The organism is Leucobacter sp. UCD-THU (assembly GCF_000349545.1).
GTDB lineage: Bacteria > Actinomycetota > Actinomycetes > Actinomycetales > Microbacteriaceae > Leucobacter > Leucobacter muris.
On the sequence record NZ_APJM01000028.1, the window covers coordinates 1 to 21,914 of the forward strand.

General features: G+C 67.8%; 20 protein-coding genes and 1 pseudogene. 15 read left to right on the forward strand and 6 right to left on the reverse strand.

Annotated elements, in window-relative coordinates; genetic code table 11:
* Positions 1 to 466: MFS transporter (locus tag H490_RS0115265; RefSeq protein ID WP_031289459.1), on the reverse strand; the 466-nt coding region annotated here is incomplete at its 3' end.
* Between the two features lie 162 nt (positions 467 to 628).
* Here H490_RS0115265 and H490_RS16945 point away from each other — a divergent pair.
* Complete coding sequence (locus H490_RS16945) at positions 629 to 1,267, forward strand: TetR/AcrR family transcriptional regulator (RefSeq protein WP_024356142.1); 639 nt, start codon at positions 629 to 631, stop codon at positions 1,265 to 1,267.
* Between the two features lie 27 nt (positions 1,268 to 1,294).
* On the opposite strand, the gene H490_RS16950 is transcribed toward H490_RS16945, so the two are convergent.
* From H490_RS16950 to H490_RS16965, 4 genes are all read right to left on the reverse strand, one after another.
* Positions 1,295 to 1,543, reverse strand: a complete 249-nt coding sequence (locus tag H490_RS16950; protein ID WP_017882575.1) for a hypothetical protein — start codon at positions 1,541 to 1,543, stop codon at positions 1,295 to 1,297.
* 30 nt (positions 1,544 to 1,573) lie between these two features.
* On the reverse strand, positions 1,574 to 3,079 hold the full coding sequence (locus H490_RS16955; RefSeq protein WP_017882576.1) for a multicopper oxidase family protein: 1,506 nt from the start codon (positions 3,077 to 3,079) through the stop codon (positions 1,574 to 1,576).
* A gap of 44 nt (positions 3,080 to 3,123) precedes the next feature.
* On the reverse strand, positions 3,124 to 3,888 hold the full coding sequence (locus H490_RS32215; RefSeq protein ID WP_238560272.1) for a M23 family metallopeptidase: 765 nt from the start codon (positions 3,886 to 3,888) through the stop codon (positions 3,124 to 3,126).
* Between the two features lie 432 nt (positions 3,889 to 4,320).
* Positions 4,321 to 4,779: a DUF6153 family protein gene (locus H490_RS16965; protein ID WP_152424142.1), complete on the reverse strand. Its 459-nt coding sequence runs from the start codon at positions 4,777 to 4,779 to the stop codon at positions 4,321 to 4,323.
* 788 nt (positions 4,780 to 5,567) lie between these two features.
* Between H490_RS16965 and H490_RS16970 the strand changes: the two genes are divergently transcribed.
* From H490_RS16970 to mobF, 4 genes and pseudogenes are all read left to right on the forward strand, one after another.
* Positions 5,568 to 6,176 (forward strand): DUF305 domain-containing protein, encoded by a 609-nt coding sequence (locus H490_RS16970; RefSeq protein ID WP_024356141.1) that lies wholly within the window; start codon positions 5,568 to 5,570, stop codon positions 6,174 to 6,176.
* A 141-nt stretch (positions 6,177 to 6,317) separates the two neighbouring features.
* On the forward strand, positions 6,318 to 7,199 hold the full coding sequence (locus H490_RS16975) for a sialidase family protein (RefSeq protein ID WP_017882581.1): 882 nt from the start codon (positions 6,318 to 6,320) through the stop codon (positions 7,197 to 7,199).
* 204 nt (positions 7,200 to 7,403) lie between these two features.
* Positions 7,404 to 7,561 (forward strand): annotated as a pseudogene (locus H490_RS32980) (relaxase domain-containing protein); the annotation flags it as partial.
* A 183-nt stretch (positions 7,562 to 7,744) separates the two neighbouring features.
* The gene (gene mobF / locus H490_RS16980) at positions 7,745 to 11,284 is read left to right on the forward strand and encodes a MobF family relaxase (RefSeq protein WP_017882582.1); all 3,540 of its coding nucleotides are present in this window, start codon (positions 7,745 to 7,747) and stop codon (positions 11,282 to 11,284) included.
* A gap of 82 nt (positions 11,285 to 11,366) precedes the next feature.
* Here the strand turns inward: mobF and H490_RS16985 are convergent, their stop codons facing one another.
* On the reverse strand, positions 11,367 to 11,564 hold the full coding sequence (locus tag H490_RS16985; protein WP_017882583.1) for a hypothetical protein: 198 nt from the start codon (positions 11,562 to 11,564) through the stop codon (positions 11,367 to 11,369).
* 262 nt (positions 11,565 to 11,826) lie between these two features.
* On the opposite strand from H490_RS16985, the gene H490_RS16990 reads away from it, so the two are divergent.
* From H490_RS16990 to H490_RS17030, 10 genes are all read left to right on the forward strand, one after another.
* Complete coding sequence (locus tag H490_RS16990) at positions 11,827 to 12,204, forward strand: hypothetical protein (protein ID WP_017882584.1); 378 nt, start codon at positions 11,827 to 11,829, stop codon at positions 12,202 to 12,204.
* A 370-nt stretch (positions 12,205 to 12,574) separates the two neighbouring features.
* Positions 12,575 to 14,215, forward strand: a complete 1,641-nt coding sequence (locus H490_RS16995) for an ABC transporter substrate-binding protein (RefSeq protein WP_017882585.1) — start codon at positions 12,575 to 12,577, stop codon at positions 14,213 to 14,215.
* A gap of 81 nt (positions 14,216 to 14,296) precedes the next feature.
* The gene (locus H490_RS17000; RefSeq protein ID WP_017882586.1) at positions 14,297 to 15,241 is read left to right on the forward strand and encodes an ABC transporter permease; all 945 of its coding nucleotides are present in this window, start codon (positions 14,297 to 14,299) and stop codon (positions 15,239 to 15,241) included.
* Positions 15,238 to 16,137 (forward strand): ABC transporter permease, encoded by a 900-nt coding sequence (locus H490_RS17005; protein WP_017882587.1) that lies wholly within the window; start codon positions 15,238 to 15,240, stop codon positions 16,135 to 16,137. Before H490_RS17000 ends, H490_RS17005 begins: the two co-directional genes overlap by 4 nt.
* A complete protein-coding gene (locus tag H490_RS17010; protein ID WP_017882588.1) occupies positions 16,121 to 16,960 on the forward strand; it encodes an ABC transporter ATP-binding protein in 840 nt (279 codons plus the stop codon). The genes H490_RS17005 and H490_RS17010 overlap by 17 nt, the downstream gene beginning before the upstream one ends.
* The gene (locus H490_RS17015) at positions 16,957 to 17,820 is read left to right on the forward strand and encodes an ABC transporter ATP-binding protein (protein ID WP_305807359.1); all 864 of its coding nucleotides are present in this window, start codon (positions 16,957 to 16,959) and stop codon (positions 17,818 to 17,820) included. The genes H490_RS17010 and H490_RS17015 overlap by 4 nt, the downstream gene beginning before the upstream one ends.
* Before the next feature lie 40 nt (positions 17,821 to 17,860).
* Positions 17,861 to 19,306, forward strand: a complete 1,446-nt coding sequence (locus H490_RS30880; protein ID WP_152424143.1) for a C69 family dipeptidase — start codon at positions 17,861 to 17,863, stop codon at positions 19,304 to 19,306.
* Position 19,307: 1 nt separating this feature from the next.
* Positions 19,308 to 20,438: a glycerate kinase gene (locus H490_RS17020; protein ID WP_017882591.1), complete on the forward strand. Its 1,131-nt coding sequence runs from the start codon at positions 19,308 to 19,310 to the stop codon at positions 20,436 to 20,438.
* Between the two features lie 94 nt (positions 20,439 to 20,532).
* On the forward strand, positions 20,533 to 21,285 hold the full coding sequence (locus H490_RS17025) for a TetR/AcrR family transcriptional regulator (RefSeq protein WP_017882592.1): 753 nt from the start codon (positions 20,533 to 20,535) through the stop codon (positions 21,283 to 21,285).
* 98 nt (positions 21,286 to 21,383) lie between these two features.
* Positions 21,384 to 21,839, forward strand: coding sequence for a DUF3817 domain-containing protein (locus tag H490_RS17030; protein ID WP_017882593.1), 456 nt, complete (start codon positions 21,384 to 21,386; stop codon positions 21,837 to 21,839).
* The last annotated feature ends 75 nt before the right edge of the window (positions 21,840 to 21,914 follow it).

Consider the following 21,914-nt stretch of genomic DNA (forward strand, 5'->3'; position numbering starts at 1 on the left):
CGCCGGCGGAGATACCGCCCGCCCAGACCCCGATGGCGACGCCGCGCTGTTTCGCGTCGGCGAAGATCACGAAGATCAGTCCGATCGTTGCGGGCACCATCATCGCTGCGGCCAGTCCGAGGACGGCGCGCCAGACGATCATCAGCTCGGGGATCGTGGTCAGGGACGCCGCGATGGAGACGGCAGCGAACAGGGACGCGCCGATGACCATGAGCAGGCGCTTGCCCACCCGGTCGCCGAGCACGCCCATCGCGACGAGGAACCCGGCCATCACGAAGCCGTAGATGTCGAGAATCCACAGCAGCTGCGTGCTCGTCGGGTTCAGGTCCGCGGCGAGGTTCGGGGCTGCCAGGAACAGGATCGTCAGCATCATGAACAGCAGCGTCGAGGGGATCACCAGCACGGCGAGCCCCCACCACTGCCTCGCCCCGGCCTTCGGGGCCGCGGGGGTGCCGGGCGCGCTCATGTCGCACCCCCTCGGGGTGTGCGTGTCGTGGTCATGGTCGTGTGCTCCTCTCTGCCGGATCGCCGCCCGGGCGGGCGACCTCCCGCACAAGTCGTATATGTGTGTACGAGTTGCAACGAATACAATATCTCATACATTCCAGTACGACTTGTGAGGTAGAGCATGGCGACGAAGAACGCCCAGCCGACCGGCGGCGCTCGACGTGGCCCGGCGACAGTGAGCCGGGCGGCTAACCAGCGCGCCGACGCGCAGCGCAACCGGGTAAAGATTCTGGCCGCGACAGTGACCGCGATCCGCAAGAACCTCGACGCGTCGGTCGCCGACATCGCTGCTGAGGCGGGAGTGGGCCGGATGACCCTTTATGGGCATTTCCAGACTCGCGCAGAGCTCATTGAGGCCGCACTGGTAGACAGTCTGGAACGCGCCGAGGACGTGCTCAGTCAGATCCCGCTGGACGGCGACCCGCGTGCGGCCTTCCAGCGACTCATTGCCTCCAGCTGGATGTTCGTCGACCAATCCCGTGCCCTGCTGGCCGCGGCACAGAAGGAACTCTCCGCCGCCCGCATTCGCGAGCTGCACGAGAAGGCTGAGGCGCGCATGCGCGGACTGCTGCTGCGCGGACAGCGCGAAGGTGCCTTCCGCGCCGACTTGCCGGTGTCCTGGCTGCTGACCACCACGCACGTCGTTCTCAACGGTGCGGCCGAGGAGGTGCGCACGGGCCGGATCGACCCTGACGATGCGCCATGGTTCATCGACGCGATCTTGCTGCCGGCCTTCACCGCCCCGCCGTCGGCGAGATGACCTCGCCCGCGTATTGCAGGGGCGAGGTCAAGGGGCTTTGCGTCCGGCGAGGACGCCACCGCCGAGGAGGAACAGGGCGCCCATCGGGTAGCCGGCGACGAGGTCGACCCAGCCCTCGGGCTGGGCGGGGCCGAAGGTTTCGAGGTGCGCGAGCCAATGCACGATGAGGATCACCGCACCGAGCGCCAGGAGCAGTTGACCTAGGCGCACGAAGCGGCGGTGTCGGCGGTAGGCGGAATCGGGGCCGGGGACGCCGGCTGGCTGCTGAGATTTCATGAGGTTGTGTGCTTTCACGCTGTGGATGGGCTACTGCTGGTAGGCGATAGTCGCCATCATCCCGGCTTCGCCGTGGTAGAGGTTGTGGCAGTGGGTGAGCCACCGGCCAGGATTGTCGGCGTCGAACTCGAGGCGGAAGCTCTGGCCGGGAAGCACGATCGAGGTGTCCTTGCGAGGGCCGCCATCGGGGTGCTGGTAGGTGTGCCCGTGCAGATGCATGGGATGCCACATCGTGGTCGAGTTCGTGATGGTGAGCGCGACCCGCTCCCCTTCACTGATCGCGAGGGCGTCGCGGAGGGGGTCGTCCATGTCCAGGCGGGTGCCGTTGATCGCCCAGTCGTATTTCTCCATGGTGCCCGTGAGTTCCAGGGCGATCGTGCGATCCGCGCGCTTGGGGGCCAGCGCCACCTCCTCCGCGGCCGTCAGGTCGGCCGCGATCGTGGGGGTGCGGGCCTGCGAGAGGGTGGTGCCTGCCGGGGGCGGGGAGCCGGCCCCTGTGGAGAGGATCGCGAGGGCCTGGTCGACTTTGCCGAGCGCCTCGGCGACGACGGCGAACATGCCGTCGCCGGCGGTGAGGATCGCGTCGTAGCGTTCCCCCATCCCAATCACGATGCTCTCCGCCTCGTGCGGCGCGACTGGGTACCCGTCGGTGTGGGTGATCGTAAGCTGATGCCCGGTGACCCCGAAGCGGAAGGCTGTGTCGCCACCGGCATTGATGATCCTGAGCCGGATCCGTTCCCCGGGTTTCGCAGTAAAGGTTTCAGGATCGAGCTGGGGGCGTCCATTGATGAGGTAGAGCGGATAGTAGACGTCGCCCGCATCGCCGCCGAGGAGGTCGGAGGTAGCACCCATGAGGGTATTGCCCATCCGCATCGGCATGCCGCCATGATCCATTCCGCCCATCCCGCCCATGCCGCGGCTGAGCTCAGCGAATACGTCGTCGGGGGTGGCGTTGATGCCGTCGAGCCAGTCGTCGAGCACGATCACCCATTCCCGGTCGTAGTCGCCCCGCTCCCGGGGGTCGTCGATGATGAGCGGCGCGTATAGACCCCGGTCGAGCTGCGTGCCGACATGGGGGTGGAACCAGTAGGTGCCCGCGTGCGGCAACGCGAACTCATAGGTGAACGTGTCGCCAGCCGCGATGGCAGGCTGCGTGAGACCCGGCACCCCGTCCATGTCGTTGCGCAGAGCGAGGCCGTGCCAATGCACGGTCGTCGGATCGGGGAGGTCATTGGTGAGGGTGACACGGAGCAGATCGCCGACGTTGCCGCGGATCGGCTCCGCAGCCGTCACACCCCGGTATCCCCAGGTCTTGACGGTCTTCCCGCCGAGATCCAGGGTGACCGGCTCAGCAGAGAGCGTGCGTGTGACTGTCTGACCCGTGGTCAGTCGGCTCGCCTCGGCCGCATCGACCGCGTCCGCCGTGGGCGAGAGGAACGCAGAGCTCTGCCTCGGGGTGCAGGCGGCCAAGCCCATCGCGGCAAGCGTCAGCGTGCCGGCGGCGAGGAACTGGCGGCGATTCAAAGAGCCGGTCATCAGTGGTCTTCCCGTGGTCGAGGATGGTTTGTGCGGTGCGGGGGTCATTGCGCGTTCGCTTCGATGAAGGGGAGCGGGTCGATCGGCTCACCGTTCAAGCGCAGCGCGAGATGCAAATGCGCACCGAAAGACATACCGGTGTTGCCCACGCGCCCCGCCTCATCGCCGATACTCACCCGATCGCCGACCTGATAGGCATGGGACTCGCCCTCCATGTGGCAGTAGCGACTGGTGAGGTCTTGCCCGTCGACGAGATGCTGCACCTTGAGCGAGAACCCGCAGCCGTCGCTCGCCCAGCCCGCTTCCACGACTACCCCGTCGCCGATAATACGAATCGGGGTGCCGTTGGCGGCAGCGATGTCCTGGGCATCGTGGAACTGCGCCACGGGAGCAGTGCGATATCCGAAACCGTCGGTGAGGGGCATGGTCTGATCGAAGGGGTAGCGCAGCTTCGTATCCGTCAGCTGATCCGGATCGACGAGGCCCTGCTCGGTGTTCACGCGTCGCGGTGCGACGGGGGCGGCCTGAACTTCGACCGCACCGATCGCATTGAACGTCTCGGCGCCGATTGCGGCGGGCGCGCCGACGAGCTGCTGCGCGGGGAGCTCGGCGGCGGCCGCCGCGGACACTGGGGCGAACGGGGCGGGGAAGGCGACGGGGCTCATCATGCCAGCCACGCTCAGCACCGCCGTCGCGGTGGCCATGAGGCTGCGCCGTGCCCGCTGTTGGGGTGGGGTGCCGCCGCCAGTGCCGTCAGTGAGGAAGTCGAACGACGGCATAGGGGTGAGATAGATCTGCTGGCCGTTCACGCGAAGAGCCCTCCGATGACGTAGTAGTTGCCGATCGCGACCGCGATACTCAGGGCGAGGGTGCTGGGAATGAAGACGACGGGGTTCTTGAATGGGTTTCGACGGGTATGCATAACTGTTCCGTGAGTCGGTGGCCAGGGAAGCGAAGGGTTCGAAGCTGCGACAGGGAAGCCGCAGTCACTCGGGCGCATGAGCGACAGGCACACGCACCGGCGGGGTGGGCGTGATCGAACTGCGCGCCTTAGCGAGACGCTTGGAGGACGACGGCCGGGCAGCGACGCGCGCCAGGCACACGCTGCGTGCAGGCCCTCGGCCAGGGTCGGCGTCCGGCCCGGTTGATCCCGGAGAAGGCCGGGCGTCAGTCGATCAGCCGCACCGCTCGTCGCGGCTCAGTGCCGGGGTGCGCGGGCAGGCTCGTGCCGAGATCCTAGTTCAAGTGCGGCTGATCGACAGTGCGAACAACGACGGCGGACGGGCCGCCGGAGGCGCGGGAAGTGCGCGGTTCAGCCAGCCGGCGGACTGTGCGGCGGCGCGGGAGAGACGGAACAGGGCGGGCCTGAGCAGGAAGAGCACTCCGGTCAACAGGGCCAGCATGCACAGCATGAGCATGCTCAGGTGCCCGTGATCAGGAACTGTGCCGTGCGCGCAGCTCGCGTCACAGCCAGCGGACGCTCCGCTCACTGAGCCGTCTAAGGTTAGCGCGTCGGCCGCGCGTACTGTGTCGCTGGCGGTAGCTGTGCCCGCGGGCACGAGCGCGTCGCGCGCTGTAGCGTTGCCGGACAGGGAGTGCATCGCCACCAGGCCAAAGATGAGCATCAGCACGATCGCGAAGACCGTTCCGGCGCTCTGGATAAAGGGGCGCGTGGTCGCACGGTTCACCGCATCTCGCACACCAGCCCCTTTCGTTATGGTTTTGTTACCGTATCATGCTCGCCTGAGCCGTCGCCAGCTGCCCCTCACAGGCATGCCCTGCGATCCTCCTGGGGGTCGCGGCTCCCAGCCTGTGTCTCCCGGAATGCCCTAGCGTAGAACTAGGACGCTCCAGCGATCTGCGGGTGCGGTGCGCGGCAAAGGAGAGGAGGCGGCGATGCTGACCTGTGGTGGAACGCCGCACAGAGACTCGCCTCGCCGACGCCTAGTTTCCTTCAGTCTGCTCGCTCTGGTGCTGGCAGGAATCTTCGGTATGCATGTCCTGAGCAGCTCGGCCGGACACGGCGGCCACGACACGAGATCCCCCGTCGCGCTTATCACGAGCGATCACGAAGCCGCGGATGTCGGCATGGGCGGCAGCTTGGGCACGTTAGCGGGGGCGCACGCATCCGGCACAATGGCCGCACCGGATGTGGCACCGGGAGATGCGCAGTGTCCCAACTCGTGTGAAGATCCGGCGCCTGGTCATGCCGCTCTGATGGTGGGGTGTGTACTCGCTCTGTTGGCGGGCGTCGTGCTGCTACTCATTCCGCTCGTGCTGGAGCACTCCTGGCGCTCCCTCGTCCTCGCGATCCGCTCCCTGCCACTTGCGGGCACTGTGTTGCCGCGACCACGGCCGCCGTCTCTTCTCGTTCTGTCGATCAGTCGCACCTGATTCGCGCCCGCTCCGGCCTCGGCTGGAGCACGGCTGCGCCCTGCCCGGGGCGCGATTCTCTGACTTTGTTGACTGAATGAAAGGACGCATACTGATGCGTATTCGCACGCTTGCGCTGGCTTCGGCCGCGCTGTCCACCGCCCTCCTGCTGGCCGGCTGCTCCCCGAGCGGAACGTCGGACGGGATGGCCGGCATGGATCACGGATCCACCGCTTCTAAGACGCCGACTGAGTCCGCAGCGCAGTTCAATGCAGCCGACCAGATGTTCGTGACGATGATGATCCCGCACCACGAGCAGGCGATCGAGATGGCCGACATGCTGCTCGCCAAGGACGGCATCGACGAACGGGTGGTTGCCCTCGCGCAGCAGATCAAGGACGCCCAGGGGCCCGAGATCAAGACTATGCAGGCCTGGCTCGACAATTGGGGCGTCTCCGCCGATGATTCGTCGACGGGCGGCATGGATCACGGCGGCGGCATGATGTCGGAAGACAGTATGACCGCCTTCGAATCAGCCACCGGAACCGAGGCGACGCGCCTGTTCCTCGAAGGCATGATCGAGCACCACACCGGCGCGATCGAGATGGCCCAGTCCGCCCTCGATGGCGGCAAGAACCCGGACGTGCTCGAGCTTGCGCAGCAGGTCATCGACGACCAGAGCGCAGAGATCACCACGATGCAGGAGCTCCTGAACAGCCTCTGATTCCGGCCTTGACCCGGGTCCCCGCCCACGCAGGAGCGGGGACCCCGCCCGCATCCTCGCAGCTCGCACCGCTCCCCAGTGCCCCCTGCATCCTCTCCGTTGACCGGGCCGCCCGCCCGCGTCCCACAGAAAGATGATCCAATGCCCGAATCTCTCCTCTCCAGCACGCCCCGCCTGCGCGGGCGGCTGCTCGTCACCGCGGCGACGGCTGCCCTCGCCATCGTGCTGACCGGCTGCGCCGCTGTCGCTCCCGCTGCGCCAGCATCCTCGCCACCGCCAACCTTCGGCCATATTCATGCCGTGATCCCAGAAGCCGGGGGAACCCTCCTCGTCGGCACCCATACCGGCCTCTACCGCGTGGACGAGGACGGTGCAGTGGACGGCCCACTCGGCGACTACGACTTCGATCTAATGGGACTCACCGACACCCAAGGCGCGCTGATCGCTTCCGGGCACCCAGGCCTTGAAACCCCGACGGAGCTGGGCTCCCCGAATCTCGGCATTATCCGCAGCGACGACACCGGGAAGAAGTGGCACCCGGTCGCCTTCACCAACGATGAGGACTTCCACGTCCTCACTGCCAGCCCGGACGGTCAGCTCTACGGCATCGGATCAACCAGCCCCGCGCTGCGAGTCAGCAACGACCTGGGGACCACTTGGGAGTCCCGCACCGAGCTCGACGCCGTTGATCTCGCTGTAACCACAGATGGCACGATCTACGCGGCCACCCCTGAGGGCGTGCGCACCAGCACCGACGGCGGGGCATCGTTCACGCCACTCGGAGATGCGCCGCTGCAGTACCTGCTCGAAGCTGCCGGAGACACAGTCGTCGGGGTCGGCACCGACGGACAGATCTGGCAGCGAGTCGGTAAGGGCGAGTGGAAGGCAATCGGATCAGCGACGGGCACCGTCGAAGCATTGGGGCTCTCCCCGGCCGGAGACGTCATCCTCGTCGACGAACGCGGCATCGTTGCACTCGACGACGACGCCACGATCATCCTGCCCGCACTATCGAGCCCCTGACCGATATCGAAGGAGCCCTCACACCCTGAACCTCCAAGCCTCAGCGACTGCTTTCGCACCCCGGTCTCGCCACTCCGACACAGCCTCCTTAGCGCCACATGTGATACCCCTGTTCTGCTGTATACACATAGGCTACGAATCGTAGGCAAAGGCGCGCAGGACTTGGCTTCGCACCTGTCTTCTGTGACGGTCTCGATGCGGGTGATGAGCGCCGGTGACGGCTACAAGTACCTCCTGCGCTCCGTCGTCACCGGCGACTGCGACCGCTCGCTGTCCACACCGCTCACGCGCTACTACGCCGAAGCCGGGACCCCGCCGGCAGGTGGCTCGGCGCCGGGATCGCGCAGCTCGCCGGCGGTCAGANCCCTGACCCTCCAAGCCTCAGCGACTGCTTTCGCACCCCGGTCTCGCCACTCCGACACAGCCTCCTTAGCGCCACATGTGATACCCCTGTTCTGCTGTATACACATAGGCTACGAATCGTAGGCAAAGGCGCGCAGGACTTGGCTTCGCACCTGTCTTCTGTGACGGTCTCGATGCGGGTGATGAGCGCCGGTGACGGCTACAAGTACCTCCTGCGCTCCGTCGTCACCGGCGACTGCGACCGCTCGCTGTCCACACCGCTCACGCGCTACTACGCCGAAGCCGGGACCCCGCCCGGCAGGTGGCTCGGCGCCGGGATCGCGCAGCTCGCCGGCGGTCAGATCACGACCGGCGATGAAGTGTCGGAGGAACAACTGCAGCTCCTCATCGGCATGGGCCGAGATCCCGTGACCGGTGATCCGCTCGGGCAGGCCTACCCGGTCTATTCGACCCCGGTAGAGCGCGTCGACGCACGGGTCGAAGCCCTCGACCCCGAGCTCGGCCCTGCCTCCCGCGCGGAGGCTGTCGCGCAGATCGAGAACGAGGAACGCAAGCGCGGCACCCGGAAGGCGGTCGCAGGCTACGACTACACCTTCTCGTTGCCGAAGTCGGCCTCCGTGCTCTGGGCGGTCGCCGACGCGGGCACGCAAGCGCTGATCGCCGACGCGCATCACGCGGCGATCGCGGAAGTGATCGAGTTCATGGAACGCGAAGTCGCTGCCACGCGTGTCGGCTCGACCGGCGCCGACGGCGGCGCGGTCGCCCAGGTCGATACCTTCGGGCTCGCCGCGACCGCCTACGACCACTACGACTCCCGCGCGAACGACCCGCACCTGCACACGCACGTGGTGGTCTCTAACAAAGTGCGCACGGTGCTTGATGGGAAGTGGCGGTCGCTCGACGGCCGCCCTATGCACGCCGCCACGGTCGCGCTCTCCGAGTTGCACGAGGCGGTCATCGCCGACCATCTCACCCGGCTTCTCGGCGTCGAGTGGGAGGCACGCGAGCGGGGCCGGGGCCGGAACCCGGCATGGGCGATCGCGACGGTCCCGGAAGACCTCGTGCTCGAGTTCTCGACCCGCTCGTATCAGATCGATTCGGAGAAGGATCGCCTGATCGCCGAGTACGTGCAGCGGCATGGGCGGCAGCCGTCGGCGGCGACGGTCATCAAGCTCCGCGCTCAGGCCACGCTCACGACCCGGCCAGAGAAGAAAGTGCGCTCGCTCGCCGACCTCACGACCGAATGGCGCAAGCGCGCCACCAGGAAGCTCGGCCGGGATGCCGGCGAGTGGGCGCGCGAGGCGATCCCGGCGGGGATGATGCGGGTGCTGCGGGCGGATGACGTGCCGCTCGATGAGATCGAAGCGATCGCGCTCTCCGTGGTCGAGGCCGTTGGGGCGAAGCGGTCGACCTGGCACCGCTGGAACCTCACCGCCGAGGCCGCACGGCAGACGATGGGGTATCGGTTCGCGACGACTCGGGATCGGGAAGCCGTCAGCGGCATGGTCGTCGATGCGGCCGAGCGCGCCTCGCTGCGCCTCACCCCACCCGAACTCGCCTCCACCCCGGCACGGTTCCAGCGCCCGGACGGCACCTCGGCGTTCCGGCCCCGCCACTCGACCCTTTACTCCTCGACCGAACTCCTGGAAGCGGAAGCACGGCTCTTGAAACGCTCCCGCACCCTGACTGGGCCGACGCTGCCGCTCGCGGTGATCGAGCGCGTCACGGCCGCCCCGGATCGGGACGGGCGGATGCTTGGCCCAGACCAGGCCGACGCCCTCACCAAGATCGCCATATCGGGGCGAGTGCTCGACATGCTGGTCGGCCCCGCCGGCACCGGGAAAACCACCGCTATGAACGCACTCCGCCGCGCGTGGGAAGCCGAGCACGGGGCGGGGTCGGTGGTGGGGTTGGCGCCGTCGGTGGTCGCGGCGGAAGTCCTCGCCGACGACCTCGGCATCAAGACGGAGAACACCGCACGATGGTGGACGCTCCACAACCTGGGCCGGGTGTCATTCCGGGCAGGGCAGCTCGTCATCATCGATGAAGCCAGCCTCGCAGGCACCCTCTCACTCGACCGCATCACCAAGATCGCCGAAGAAGCCGGCGCGAAAGTCCTGCTCGTCGGCGACTACTCCCAGCTCCAAGCCGTCGAAGCCGCCGGCGCCTTTGGGCTCCTCGCGGGTGACCGCGACGACACCCCGGAGCTGTCCACGATCTACCGGTTCACGAACGAGTGGGAGAAGATCGCATCCCTCGGGCTCCGCCTCGGCCAAACCGATGTGATCGACACCTACCAGGATGCGGGCCGGATCGCCGGCGGCGATACCGAGGATGTGACCGCCCTGGCGTATGAGGCGTGGCGTGCCGACCGGGAGGCGGGGGTCGCGTCGATCCTCGTCACCGATTCCAGCGAATCCATGACCGCGCTGAACCTCCGCGCCCGCACCGAGCTGATCCTCGCGGGGGTCGTGCAGCCGATCCGTGGTGAAGTCGCCCTCGACGGCGGCGCGACCGCCGCGGTCGGGGATGTCGTCATCACGCGGGATAACCGCCGGGATCTCCGCTCACGGTCGGCGTGGGTGCAGAACGGGAACCGGTGGACCATCACCCGTGTGCGGCGCGACGGCTCCGTGACGATCCGGCCCGCCGCCCAGGATCGGGGCGGGTCGATCGTGCTGCCCGCCGACTACGTCGCCGAGCACCTCGACCTCGGCTACGCCGTCACCGCCTACCGCGCCCAGGGCGTCACCGTTGACACTTCGCATGTGCTGGTCGAGCCGTCGATGACCAGGGAGAACCTGTACGTCGCCATGACTCGCGGCAGGGACGGGAACTACGCCTACGTCGCCGTCGACACCCCAGACGACGCGCACCGGCACCCGCACGAAGCCTCGGATGTGGAGGAGGCCGCACGGCGGGTGCTGTTCGGGGTGCTCAATCATTCCGGTGCGGAGCTGTCGGCGCACGAGACGACCGAGCGGGAGCAGGAGAAGTGGGGGTCGATCCGGCAGCTCGCCGCGGAGTACGAGACCATCGCCACCGAAGCTCAACACGACCGCTGGGCCACCCTCATACGTGCATCTGGCCTCACCACCGCCCAAGTAGGCGCCGTGCTCGACTCCGATACTTTCGACGCCCTCGTCGCTGAACTCCGCCGGGCCGAGGCGAACCATCACGACGTTGACCGGCTTCTCCCACGCCTGGTGAGGGCTCGGGGCTTCGATGACGCCGACGACATCGCCTCCGTCCTGCACTGGCGACTCGCCACCGCCACCGAACACCCTGCCAGCAGCGGGCGCGCGGCGCAGGTGCCGAGGTTGATTGCGGGGCTGATCCCCGTCGCTGGCGGCATCACGGAACCGGATATGCGGCAGGCGCTCGCGGAACGGCATCAGCTCATCGAACAACGCGCCGCGGCCATCGCTGAGCAAGCCGCGGCAGATGGTGCGCCGTGGGTGCGGGCGCTCGGGGCGCGGCCGGATGATCCACGCAAGCAGGAGGCCTGGGTACGGTATGCGCGCACGGTCGCCGCGTACCGTGACCGATACGGCATTACGAGTGACGATGCTCTCGGGCCGGCTCCGGATGGGCTCGCGCAGAAGATCGACCAGGCCCGCGCCACGCAAGCGATCCAACGCGCGCGAGCACTCACGACTCAGCGGGCGCGCCCGAAGGCCGCGTCGAACGCGCTCACCAGACGGGGCGCACGGTCACTCTGATGAAATGCCCGCACATTATCGGCGGGTGCATGACAAAGGCGAGAGCGCCGTTCAGGTGCCCCCGCCTGTATCGGGAGCAGTGCTATTCGGGCAGCTGCGAGGTGGACAGCACAAGTCGGTATGCCTCGGTGTTCTCGTCGCCGTAGTCAACGACATCTTCCAGCGTCATGATGTTGCGCACGTGCTCGATGGCCTCTGCCTGGGTCATCGGCGGTTCGTCGCCCCAGTCGTTCTGGTTCTGATCAGCGGTGACGATCGCTGCCGCTTCTTGGAAGTCCATCGTCGCATCTCCACGCTCGGTCTGTTCGGTGATGTGTCTTCAGCGCAACGTAGCGCCTCCTACTGGGTGCGCTCTCGTCTTCACCATCGCCAGGCGGCGGCCAGTGACGAGGGTTCCGCTTCCGCGCTGGCCGACGTACAGTGGAGGCGTAGGCAGTCTCTACAAAACGTTCGCCGCTATCGGATGTAGTGGCACGGCCACCCGGGAACGGGAAGCCCTTTTCAAATGACTCACTGCCGAGTGATCTGAAAGGGCTGTCCTCATGCTCTCGACCATCTTCTCCGGCGTCGTCCGCTGCTACTACTTCCTCGCGAGGTACGCACCCGGCCCTCGGCTCATCTCTCGCATCCTCCGTCGCGACGGATTGAAGTGGGGCACGCCCGCGATGCTCGTCGCCGCCCCGTACTACTTCCTCGCGAACTTCCTCAAAGGGCTCATCGAGCAAGGCGGTGACGCCTGGCTCAGCTTGCCGATGCTGTGGTGCCTCGTCATGGGAACCGTGTTCCTCGTGCTCGGGCCGGTCAGCCTTCTTAAGCTAGCAAAGGCTCGCATACTAGAAGCTGTGCAGGCACGCCGCGGCGACCGCAAGAAGGGCGTCCCTGCGACAAAGAACCCCGCGCCCGCGAGCAATGACGAGTAAACTTCGTAGTGTGTCACCGGTTCGCTCAGGCGAACGGAACCAGGTTCCGACGCGAGTGGCACGCAGGTGGCATACAGGTAGTGACGGGCTCAGAAAACCGCATGATTCCGCGCCTCTTGTCAAAACTGGGACTTCTGACGCCCCTGATGTAGGCCGGCCCCACAGGGCTTCCCGAGAGGCCCGGACCCGCGATGTTTCGCAGGTCCGGGCCTCTTTCTCGCGCCGTCGACGGGGCGCGGCGACGTGGTTTCGACGCGTTCAAGTGAACGCGTGTTGACATTGGTGTTGTCTTTCTGGTTCACTACCTACGGGTCGAAGCATCAGAGGTGGTGCAAGCCCCACTCAATGAGGAGAAGGAGAACCGAAGACAATGGGAGTCACACGGAAGAGAGCCCTCGCGCTCTCCACAATCGTCACGGCGGGGGCGCTTGCGCTGACGGCGTGCGCCGGAGCCCGCGGCGGCGAGCCGGCCGCGTCGAACGACGGCGCGGAATGGTCGCAGACCACCCCTGAAGCGTCCGGCAACGCCGGCACGATCTCGTGGGGGTTCTACTACGAGCCCGCGACGGTCGACCCGGCCCACTCGTTCAACTACGCCGAGAATCAGGCCGACGCGAACATGTGCGAGAGCCTGTACGTGCTGAACCCCGATTTCTCGTCCTCGCCGAGCCTCGCGGAGGAGACCGAGCGGCCCGACGACACCACCTACGTGTTCACGATCCGCGACGGTGTGACCTTCTGGGACGGCACGCCGCTCACCGCAGAAGACGTGGCGTTCTCCCTCAACCGCAACCTCGACCCCGAGGTCGCCTCCTACTTCTCCCAGAACTACACCAACGTGCAGTCGGTGGAGGCCACCGGCGAGCGTGAGGTCACCGTCAAGCTCGCACAGCCCGACGTCCTCTTCGAGGCCGGTCTCTCGACCGCCGCCACGGCCATTGTCCAGCAGGCCTTCACCGAGAACGCCGGCGCCGAGTTCGGTGCGCCCAGCACGGGTGTCATGTGCACCGGCCCCTTCCAGTTCGATTCGTGGACTCCCGGCACATCGCTCGTCATGACGAAGAACGAGAACTACTGGAACACCGAGCGCGCCGCCCTCAGCGACAGGATCGAGTTCAGCTTCCTGCCCGAACCCTCCACGCAGACCAATGCGCTGATGACGGGCCAGCTCGACGGCATGTACCAGGTGCCGGCGTCGAGCATCGCCCAGCTGCAGGCGTCGCCGTCGGGCACCCTGTACCTCGGCGAGAGCCTGATCACTTTCGACATCATCGGGGGAGCCCGGGAAGGAGCCTTCGCGGATCCCAAGATCCGCAAGGCGCTCTCGCTCGCGCTCGACCGCGAGGCGATCGCCTCGAACGTCTTCGCCGGTGCTGCCGAGCCCGCGAACACGCTCGTCTCGTCGACGGCTTGGGGGTACGCCCCGGAGGTCTTCGAAGAGGCCGCCGCGGAGATCGCTCCGGCCGAGGTCGACCTCGAGGCGGCGAAGGCGCTCGTCGCGGAAGCCGGATCGCCGACCGACACCATCGTGCTCGCCTACAACTCCGGCGACACCTCGATGGTGCAGGTGGCGAACGAGGCCCAGTCGGCGGCCGAGCAGATCGGCCTGAAGCTCGAGCTGAAGCCCATGCCCTCGACCGCCTACCAGACGATCTTCTTCGACCCCGAGACGCAGGCCGGTGTGGATGCGTGGATGACGATCTGGTACGCGAACACCCCCGAGCCTCTCGACGTGTACTCGATGTTCATCGAAGGCGCCTCTTCATACAACTTCAGCGGCTACTCCAACGCCGACGTGAACGCCGACCTGACGGCCGCGCTCAGCGAACTCGATGAGACCAAGCGCGCAGAGCTCGTGGTGAAGGCGCAGGCGACGCTGGTCGAGGACGTCCCCTGGATCCCCGTCGTGCACCTCGCGAACACCCTCTACATGAACGATCGCGTCACGGGCGCGCCGGCGTCGTTCATCGACCTCTACTCGCCCTGGGGCGCGCAGGTCGGCACCCCCTGACCGGTCGGATCGGTGGAGCGGCGCCACTGCCGCCGCTCCACCGATCCGGTGCGAGGCCCTGCCTCGGATTGAGAACCACAGATGCTCCTCTTCATCATCAAGCGAGCCGGCGCGCTCGTCGCGACGCTGTTCGTGACGAGCTTCATCGTCTTCGTCGCGCTGCAATACGCGCCGGGCAGTCCCATCGCCGCTCTCGTCGGCGGGCCGGGTGTGACCGCCGAGACGATCGCGCGCGTGCGTGCGCAGTACCATCTGGATGATCCGGTGATCATCCAGTACTTCCACTGGATCTCCGGCGTGCTGCGCGGAGACTTCGGCAACTCCTTCGTCTTCAAGGAGAGCATCCTCGGTCTCATCGGGCCCCGCCTCGAAGTGACCGGCGTGCTCGTGCTGTACGCCACCCTGCTCATCATGGTCTTCGGCATCGCGCTCGGCCTGATCTCCGGGCTCGGTTCGCGCCTCTGGGACCGTGTCATCAGCGCCTCGGCGGCTGTGGGCCTCGCGGTGCCGTCGTTCGTCGCTGCGATCGTGCTGATCGCGGTGTTCGCGGTGGGGCTCGGCTGGTTCCCGGTCTTCGGATCCGGCGAGGATCTCGGCGACCGTCTCTGGCACCTCACGCTGCCGGCGATCGCGCTCGCCCTCAGCGCTACGGCCTACGTCGTGCGGGTGACCCGCAGCAGCATCCGCGAAGAGGCGTCGAAAGAGCACGTGCTCACGGCCCAGGCGCGCGGCGTCGCGAGCGGCCGGGTCGTGCGCCGGCACATTCTGCGCAACGCCGCGATCCCCATCGTGACCGTCGGCGGGCTCACGGCCACGGGCCTCATCGCGGGCACCGTCATCGTGGAGAGCGCGTTCGGGCTGAGCGGGGTCGGGGCGCTGCTCGTGCAGTCGATCTTCCAGCGCGACTACCCGGTGGTGCAGGCCATCGCGCTGATACTCGTGGTCGCGTTCGTGCTCATGAACCTGCTCGTCGACCTGTTCTATCTCGTACTCGACCCCAGAATCACGATCGGAGGCGGACAGTGAGCATTCCCGTGCAGACGAACGAACACGCCGATGTGCGGGATCCGCGTGTGCGGAGGATCCCGGTCCCCCGGTGGCTTCGCAAGCCGCCCCTGGCCGACGCGATCACCCTCGGCGTCATCGTGCTGCTGCTCGCAGCCGGGTTGCTGGCGCCGCTCATCGCCCCCTACGACCCCAACCGGGTGTCGCTCTCCGAAGCGCTGCTCCCGGCGAGCCTCGATCACCCCCTCGGCACCGACGCGAACGGGCGCGACCTGCTGTCCCGGCTGCTCTGGGGCGCTCGGACCGCCCTGCTCGGGCCGCTGCTCGTCGTGGCCGTCTCGACGGTCGTGGGCACGGCGCTCGCGGTCTTCGCCGCCTGGCGAGGGGGGTTCGTCGACGCGCTCATATCGCGAGCGCTCGACATGGTCTTCGCATTCCCGGCGCTGCTGCTCGCTCTGATCTCGACCGTGCTGCTCGGCCCGGGCCTCTTCTCGGTCGCACTCGCCCTGTCGATCTCGTACGTCCCCTACATCGCGAGGGTCGTGCGTTCAGCGGCGATCAAGCAGCGGCAGATGCCCTTCGTGCAGGCCAGTGTGATCCAGGGCTTCTCCGGCTACTTCATCACGATGCGAAACATCCTGCCGAACGTACTGCCGCTAGTGTTCGCGCAGGCGGCCATCGTGTTCGGCTGGGCCGTGGTCGATCTCGCCGCGATCTCCTACCTGGGGCTCGGGGTGCAGCCGCCCACCGCCGACTGGGGGCAGATGATCGCGAACGGGCAGGCCTCGATCCTGCGCGGCTACCCCGAGGAATCCGTGTACGCGGGCGCGCTGATCGTGATTCTCGTCGTCTGCGTGACCCTGCTCAGCGATCGACTCAGTGAAAGATGGGAGGCGAGTCATGTCGCCGGTGATTGAGTGCGCTGATCTCTGCGTCGATTTCGGCGCGACGAGGATCCTGCACGACGTGTCCCTGCGGTTGCATCACGGGCAGGCGCTCGCGATGGTCGGGGAGTCGGGCTCGGGCAAGTCGATGACGACGAAGGCCATTCTGCAGATCCTCCCGAAGGGGGCGAAGACCAGCGGATCCGTCCGCTTCGAGGGCCGCGAGGTGCTCGCCATGCGACCCGCCGAGCTGCGGGCGTATCGCGGCTCGGACGTGTCGATCATCTTCCAGGACCCGAAGGCCCACATCAACCCGGTGCGAACGATCGGCGAGTTCTTGACCGAGACCCTGCGCGACGGCGGGGAGCGCCGCGCCGAGGCGCGTCGACGTGCGGCCGCGGCCCTGGGCGACGTGGGCCTCGCCGCCCCCGAGGAGAAACTCGACCAGTATCCGCACGAGTTCTCCGGGGGCATGCTGCAGCGCGTCATGATCGCATCGGTCGTGCTCGCGCAGCCGAAGGTGATCCTCGCCGACGAACCCACCACCGCGCTCGACGTCACCACGCAGGCGGAGGTGATGTCGATCCTCAAGGACCTGCGCGAGCGCACGGGCATGGCGATGCTGCTGATCACGCACGATCTCGAACTCGCGACCGCGACGTGCGACACCATCAGCGTGATGAACTCGGGCAGGATCCTCGAGACGCAGTCGGAGGCGGCGTTCGAGGCGAACCCGAGCCACCCCTACTCGCGCCAGCTGGCGGCTGCACGGCCGTCGGTCGATCGGAGGGCCGACCGTCTGCCGACCGTCACGTGGCGGTTCGGCGATGAAACGACAGAGGGAACCGAGGCATGAGCGCGCGGATGAAGACGGACGGCGCGCAGGACGGGTCCTCGGGCGCCGCTCCCGCGCTCGAGATCATCGGTCTGCAGAAGACCTATCGCACTCGCCGAGGCGAGGTGCACGCCGTGCGCGACGTGAGCCTGACCCTCGAGGAGGGCGGCTCGCTCGCCATCGTCGGCGAGTCCGGTTCGGGCAAGACGACCACGGCGAAGATCATCATGGGGCTGGAGGCGCAGACCGCGGGCGCGGTGAGGGTCTTCGGCGCGGAGCGCAGCGCGCATCCGACCGCGGCGGAGCGTCGCGCGTTCGGTCGCATCGCGCAGATGGTGTTCCAGGATCCGTACAGCTCCCTCGACCCCCGCATGACGGTGTCGGAGTCGATCCGCAGCGTGCTCAAGCTGCACGGCGGCGGCGACCCGGGCGCCCGGGAGCGACGTGTGGTCGAGCTCTTCGATCTGGTGGGCCTCAGCGGACGTCTGCTGAACGCGCGGCCGAAGGACATGTCGGGCGGCCAGCGCCAGCGCGTCGCGATCGCGCGTGCGCTTGCGCCGGAACCTCGTCTGGTCGTGCTCGACGAGGCGGTCGCCGCCCTCGACGTCTCCGTGCAGGCGCAGGTGCTGAACCTGCTGTCCGACATCCGGGAGGCCACCGGGGTGGCGTACCTCTTCATCTCGCACGACCTCGGCGTAGTGCGGCAGATCACCGAGACCGCGGTCGTCATGTACCGCGGCGAGATCGTCGAGCGCGGCAGCACCGCCGAGATCCTCGATCATCCGAACCATCCCTACACGCAGCACCTGCGCGCATCGATTCCGGGGCCCGAGTGGCGAGACCGCGATCGCTACTCGCTTCCCTTCGACGCCCGTGCCTGAACGGCCCGCGACCAACGACCAACTCTTGAGGAACCCCACTGTGATCATCCCTGCCAAGCCGCGAGTCCGGTCCTGCGACACCGTTGTGGTCGCAGCCGAGTCCAGTGCGACCGGACGCACGCTCTTCGGGAAGAACTCCGATCGCCACCCGAACGAGGCGCAGTATCTGACGCTCGTCCCCGGCGCCGAGCACGCTCCGGGAACGAGCGTCGACTGCACGTTCGTCTCGGTACCGCAGGTCGCCCGCACCGCCCGCGTCGTCGGCTCTCGGCCCTGGTGGATGTGGGGGTTCGAGCACGGTGTGAACGAGCACGGCGTGGCGATGGGCAACGAGGCGCTCTGGTCGAAACTGCCCCCGCGACTCGAGGCGGGGCTGCTCGGCATGGATCTGCTGCGGCTCACCCTCGAACGGTCCACGACCGCGGACGAGGCTCTGGAGTGCTTGCTCGCGCTGGTGGAGGAGCACGGGCAGTCGGGCCCCACCAACACGGTGATCCTGGAGAGCTACGACAACGGCTTCGTGATCGCGGATCCGTCGACGGCCTGGCTCGTGCAGACCGCCGGGCGTCACTGGGTCGCGAAACGGGTGACCGGGGTCGCCGCGATGTCGAATCTGTACACGATCGGATCGGACTACACCAGGATCTCCGACGGGGCGGTCGACGAAGCCGTGGCGCGCGGCTGGTTCGACCCGGACGCCGGGACGCCGTTCGATTTCGCGCGTGCGTACGGGGACGAGCACCTGCCGGATCTCGACGGCTGCGCCCGCCGTTTCGACCGCAGCTCGCATCTGCTGCAAGAACTCGAGCGGTCGGGGCGAGGGCTCCGGCTGCGGGACATCCACCAGGTGCTGCGCGACCTGGGCGACGGCCCCGCCGAGGCGCTCCGGCCCGGCCCCCGGTCTGAGGGGGCGATCTGCATGTACGCGCAGGATCCCGCGGGAAGCGAGACGGCGGCCACCATCATCGCCGAGCTCGACGCGGCCCCCGAGCTCTGCCGCATCGGAGTCTCCGCATCGGCTCCGAGACACGCCGGGCTCATCCAGGTGTGGGTCGATCTCGATGACTTCGGCACCTTCGAGCAGCCGGTCGACGCCGCCGGCGCCGACCTGTGGTGGGAGACCGAGCGTCTCCAGCGAAGGATCGAGGCCGCCTTCCCCGCATTCGCGCCGATCGCCGACTCCGTCTTCGACCGAGTGAACCGACGGTTCTTCTCGCTCTCGCAGCAGCCGGTCGGCCGAAGCCGAGACGACAGGCAAGCCGTGTTCTTCGCGGGTGAGGCGCGGCATCGCGCGGCCGTGGCGCAGCTCACCGAACTGTTCGAGGAGCTCGGACCGGTGCTGGTCGAACAGGGCGACGCCGACCTGCGCGGCGACCATCTCGCACGGCTCGCCGCGCTCGTGGAGACGACCACCGTCGAACGCAGCGCGCCGGTGCGGGAGCGGGTGCTCGCCGATGCGCAGCGCCACTCGGTGAAAACCGCCTGACGTGGCTCGCGTCCTGCTCGCACCCGACTCGTTCAAGGGGTCGGCATCGGCCGCCGACGCGGCGCTCGCGCTCGCACGGGGCTGGCGGTCGGTGCGCCCGGAGGACACGTTCGACCTGCGTCCGATGGCCGACGGCGGAGAGGGGACCCTCGACGCCGTGCACGCCGCGGTGCCCGGCTCCGAGCACGTTCCGGTGGAGGTGCTCGGGCCCCTCGGCCGGCGCCACACCACCTCCTGGCTCTCCCTGCCGAACGGCGAAGCGGTCGTCGAACTCGCCGCTGCCAGCGGTCTGCTGCTGCTCGACCGAGACGAATCGACGGGCCTTCCGGAATTCCACCCCCTCGACGCGCACAGTTTCGGTACGGGCGAGGCGATTCGTTCGGCCGTCGAATCGGGTGCGAGACGGGTGCACGTCGGGCTCGGGGGCAGCTGCTCGTCCGACGGAGGCGCCGGAATACTCCTCGCCCTCGGGGTTGAACTGCTCGATCGGGGCGGCGAACGGATCGCGTTGGGCAACCGCGGGCTCGCCGAGATCGCCTCCGTGGACGAGGCTGGACTCATCACTCTCCCTCCGGACGGCATGTGCGTGTGGAGCGACGTCGACGCGCCGCTGGTGGGGGACTGCGGCGCCGCGGCCGTCTTCGGTCCTCAGAAAGGCATGTCGGCCACGCAGATCGCCGCGGCGGATGCGGGGCTGGCTCATTTCGCCTCTCGGCTCGGTGTGCGTGCGGCGACTGCGGGATACGGAGCGGCGGGCGGGGCCGGCAGCGCGCTGGCCTGGCTCGGCGCATCGCTGATGAGCGGGGCAGAAGCCGTCGCGAACACGATCGGAGTGCCGCGGGCTTTGGAGGCGGCCGATGTCGTCATCACGGGCGAGGGGAAGTTCGATCGTCAGAGCGCCGGGGGGAAGGTGCCGTGGCGGGTGCGCGAACTCGCACGCCGGCACGATGTGCCGGTGATGCTGGTCGCCGGGCTGATCGAAGAGGACGCTGCTGACTTCGCCGACAGCCGGGCTCTCGTGGATCTCGCGGGCGATGCGCGGACCTCGCGCGCGCACGCCCTGCACTATCTGGAGGCGGCCGGCGCGAGTCTCGCCGAGCGATGGACGCGGAGCCCGGCGACGGGAGCGTGACCGGTGCGGTCCGGTGCTCGACGCGCCGCCGACCGGAAGCCCGCGAGAACACATCAGGATAGGTTTATGAACGCAGGGGGCATCGAGGAGACTTATGGACGGAACCAAACGGGGGAAGACGCGCGGCGTACTGAGCCGGCGGAGGATCGTCGACGCGTCGATCAGGATCGTCGAGGAATCGGGGGGCGATGCGCTCACGTTTCGCCGCCTCGGCACCGAGCTGGGGGTGCACCCCTCGGCGATATACCGGCACTTCCGCGACAAGAACGAGCTGACCCTCGCGCTCGTGGATCGTCTCAACGAAGACGCGATGAAGACGTTCACGCCCGATCCCGATTGGTTGGTCTCGCTGCGCGACCTCTGCCTCCGTCTGCGCGCGGCGCACTACAACTCGCCCCGAGTGGGTTCCTTCGTCATGGCGCGAACCTCCCGAAGCCAGTACGAGTTCCAGGGAGTCGAGAACTTCCTCTCCACTCTTCGGCGCGCTGGATTCAGCGACGAGGACGCGGCGGTGCTCTACCGGGTGATCTCCGAGTGGGTGCTGGCGTTCGCGTACGAGGAGGCCGCGTTCATGTCGCTGCCCGAGGCGACGCGCGAGGCCGATAAAGCAGCCTGGAGGGAGGACTACCACCACGTCTCGCCGAGGAAGTACCCGACGATCTTCGAGCTGGCTCCGCACATTCCCGCCATCGACGACCCGTCGGTCTTCGAACTGGGTCTCGACCTGCTGCTCGAGAGCATCGCGCGAAAGGCCGAAGCGGCGGCGGGGTCGGCGACCGATCCGCGACGGGTTGACACGGGGGCGGCGCCCGCGCATCCCGGGACGGACGGCGCCGACGCGGGCTGAGGGGGTTCACCGCCGACGCGGCCCGGTCCCCTCGCGAAGATCGCCGAGGGCTCAACCCGTTCGCCGCTCTCCCAGGCCTGACTCGCTACTTTAGAACCATGTCGCCCCGCCTGCTCTTCCGCACCTTCGCGTTCGCAGAACTCGTCACCTGGGCGGGGCTGATCACCGCGCTCGTGCTGCGCGGCACGGGCGTCTCCGACGCCTTCGTCTCCCCGGCGGGCGGGGTGCACGGCTTCGTGTTCCTCTCCTACTGCGTCATCACCGTGTTCGTGTGGGTGAACGACCGGTGGTCGTTCGGCACGGGCCTGCTCGGCCTCGCCAGCGCGGTGGTGCCGTTCGCGACGCTGCCCTTCGAACTCGTCCTGGACCGTCGAGGCAGGCTCGGGCGCAGCTGGCGCCTCGGGGCGGGCGGCGAGCCGCCCCGCACCCTCGTCGAGCGGGTGCAGGCGTGGGTGCTGCGGCATCCCTGGTGGGCGCTCGCGATCCTCGTCGCCGGTGTGACGGCGGTGTTCTCGCTGCTGCTCTGGATGGGGCCCCCGATCCCGAAGAGCTGACGGAATCGGCCCGACTTCCTCTGATGAAACCCCTCGAATCGGAGCGGGGTGATGAGAGGAAGTCGGGCGGATTCC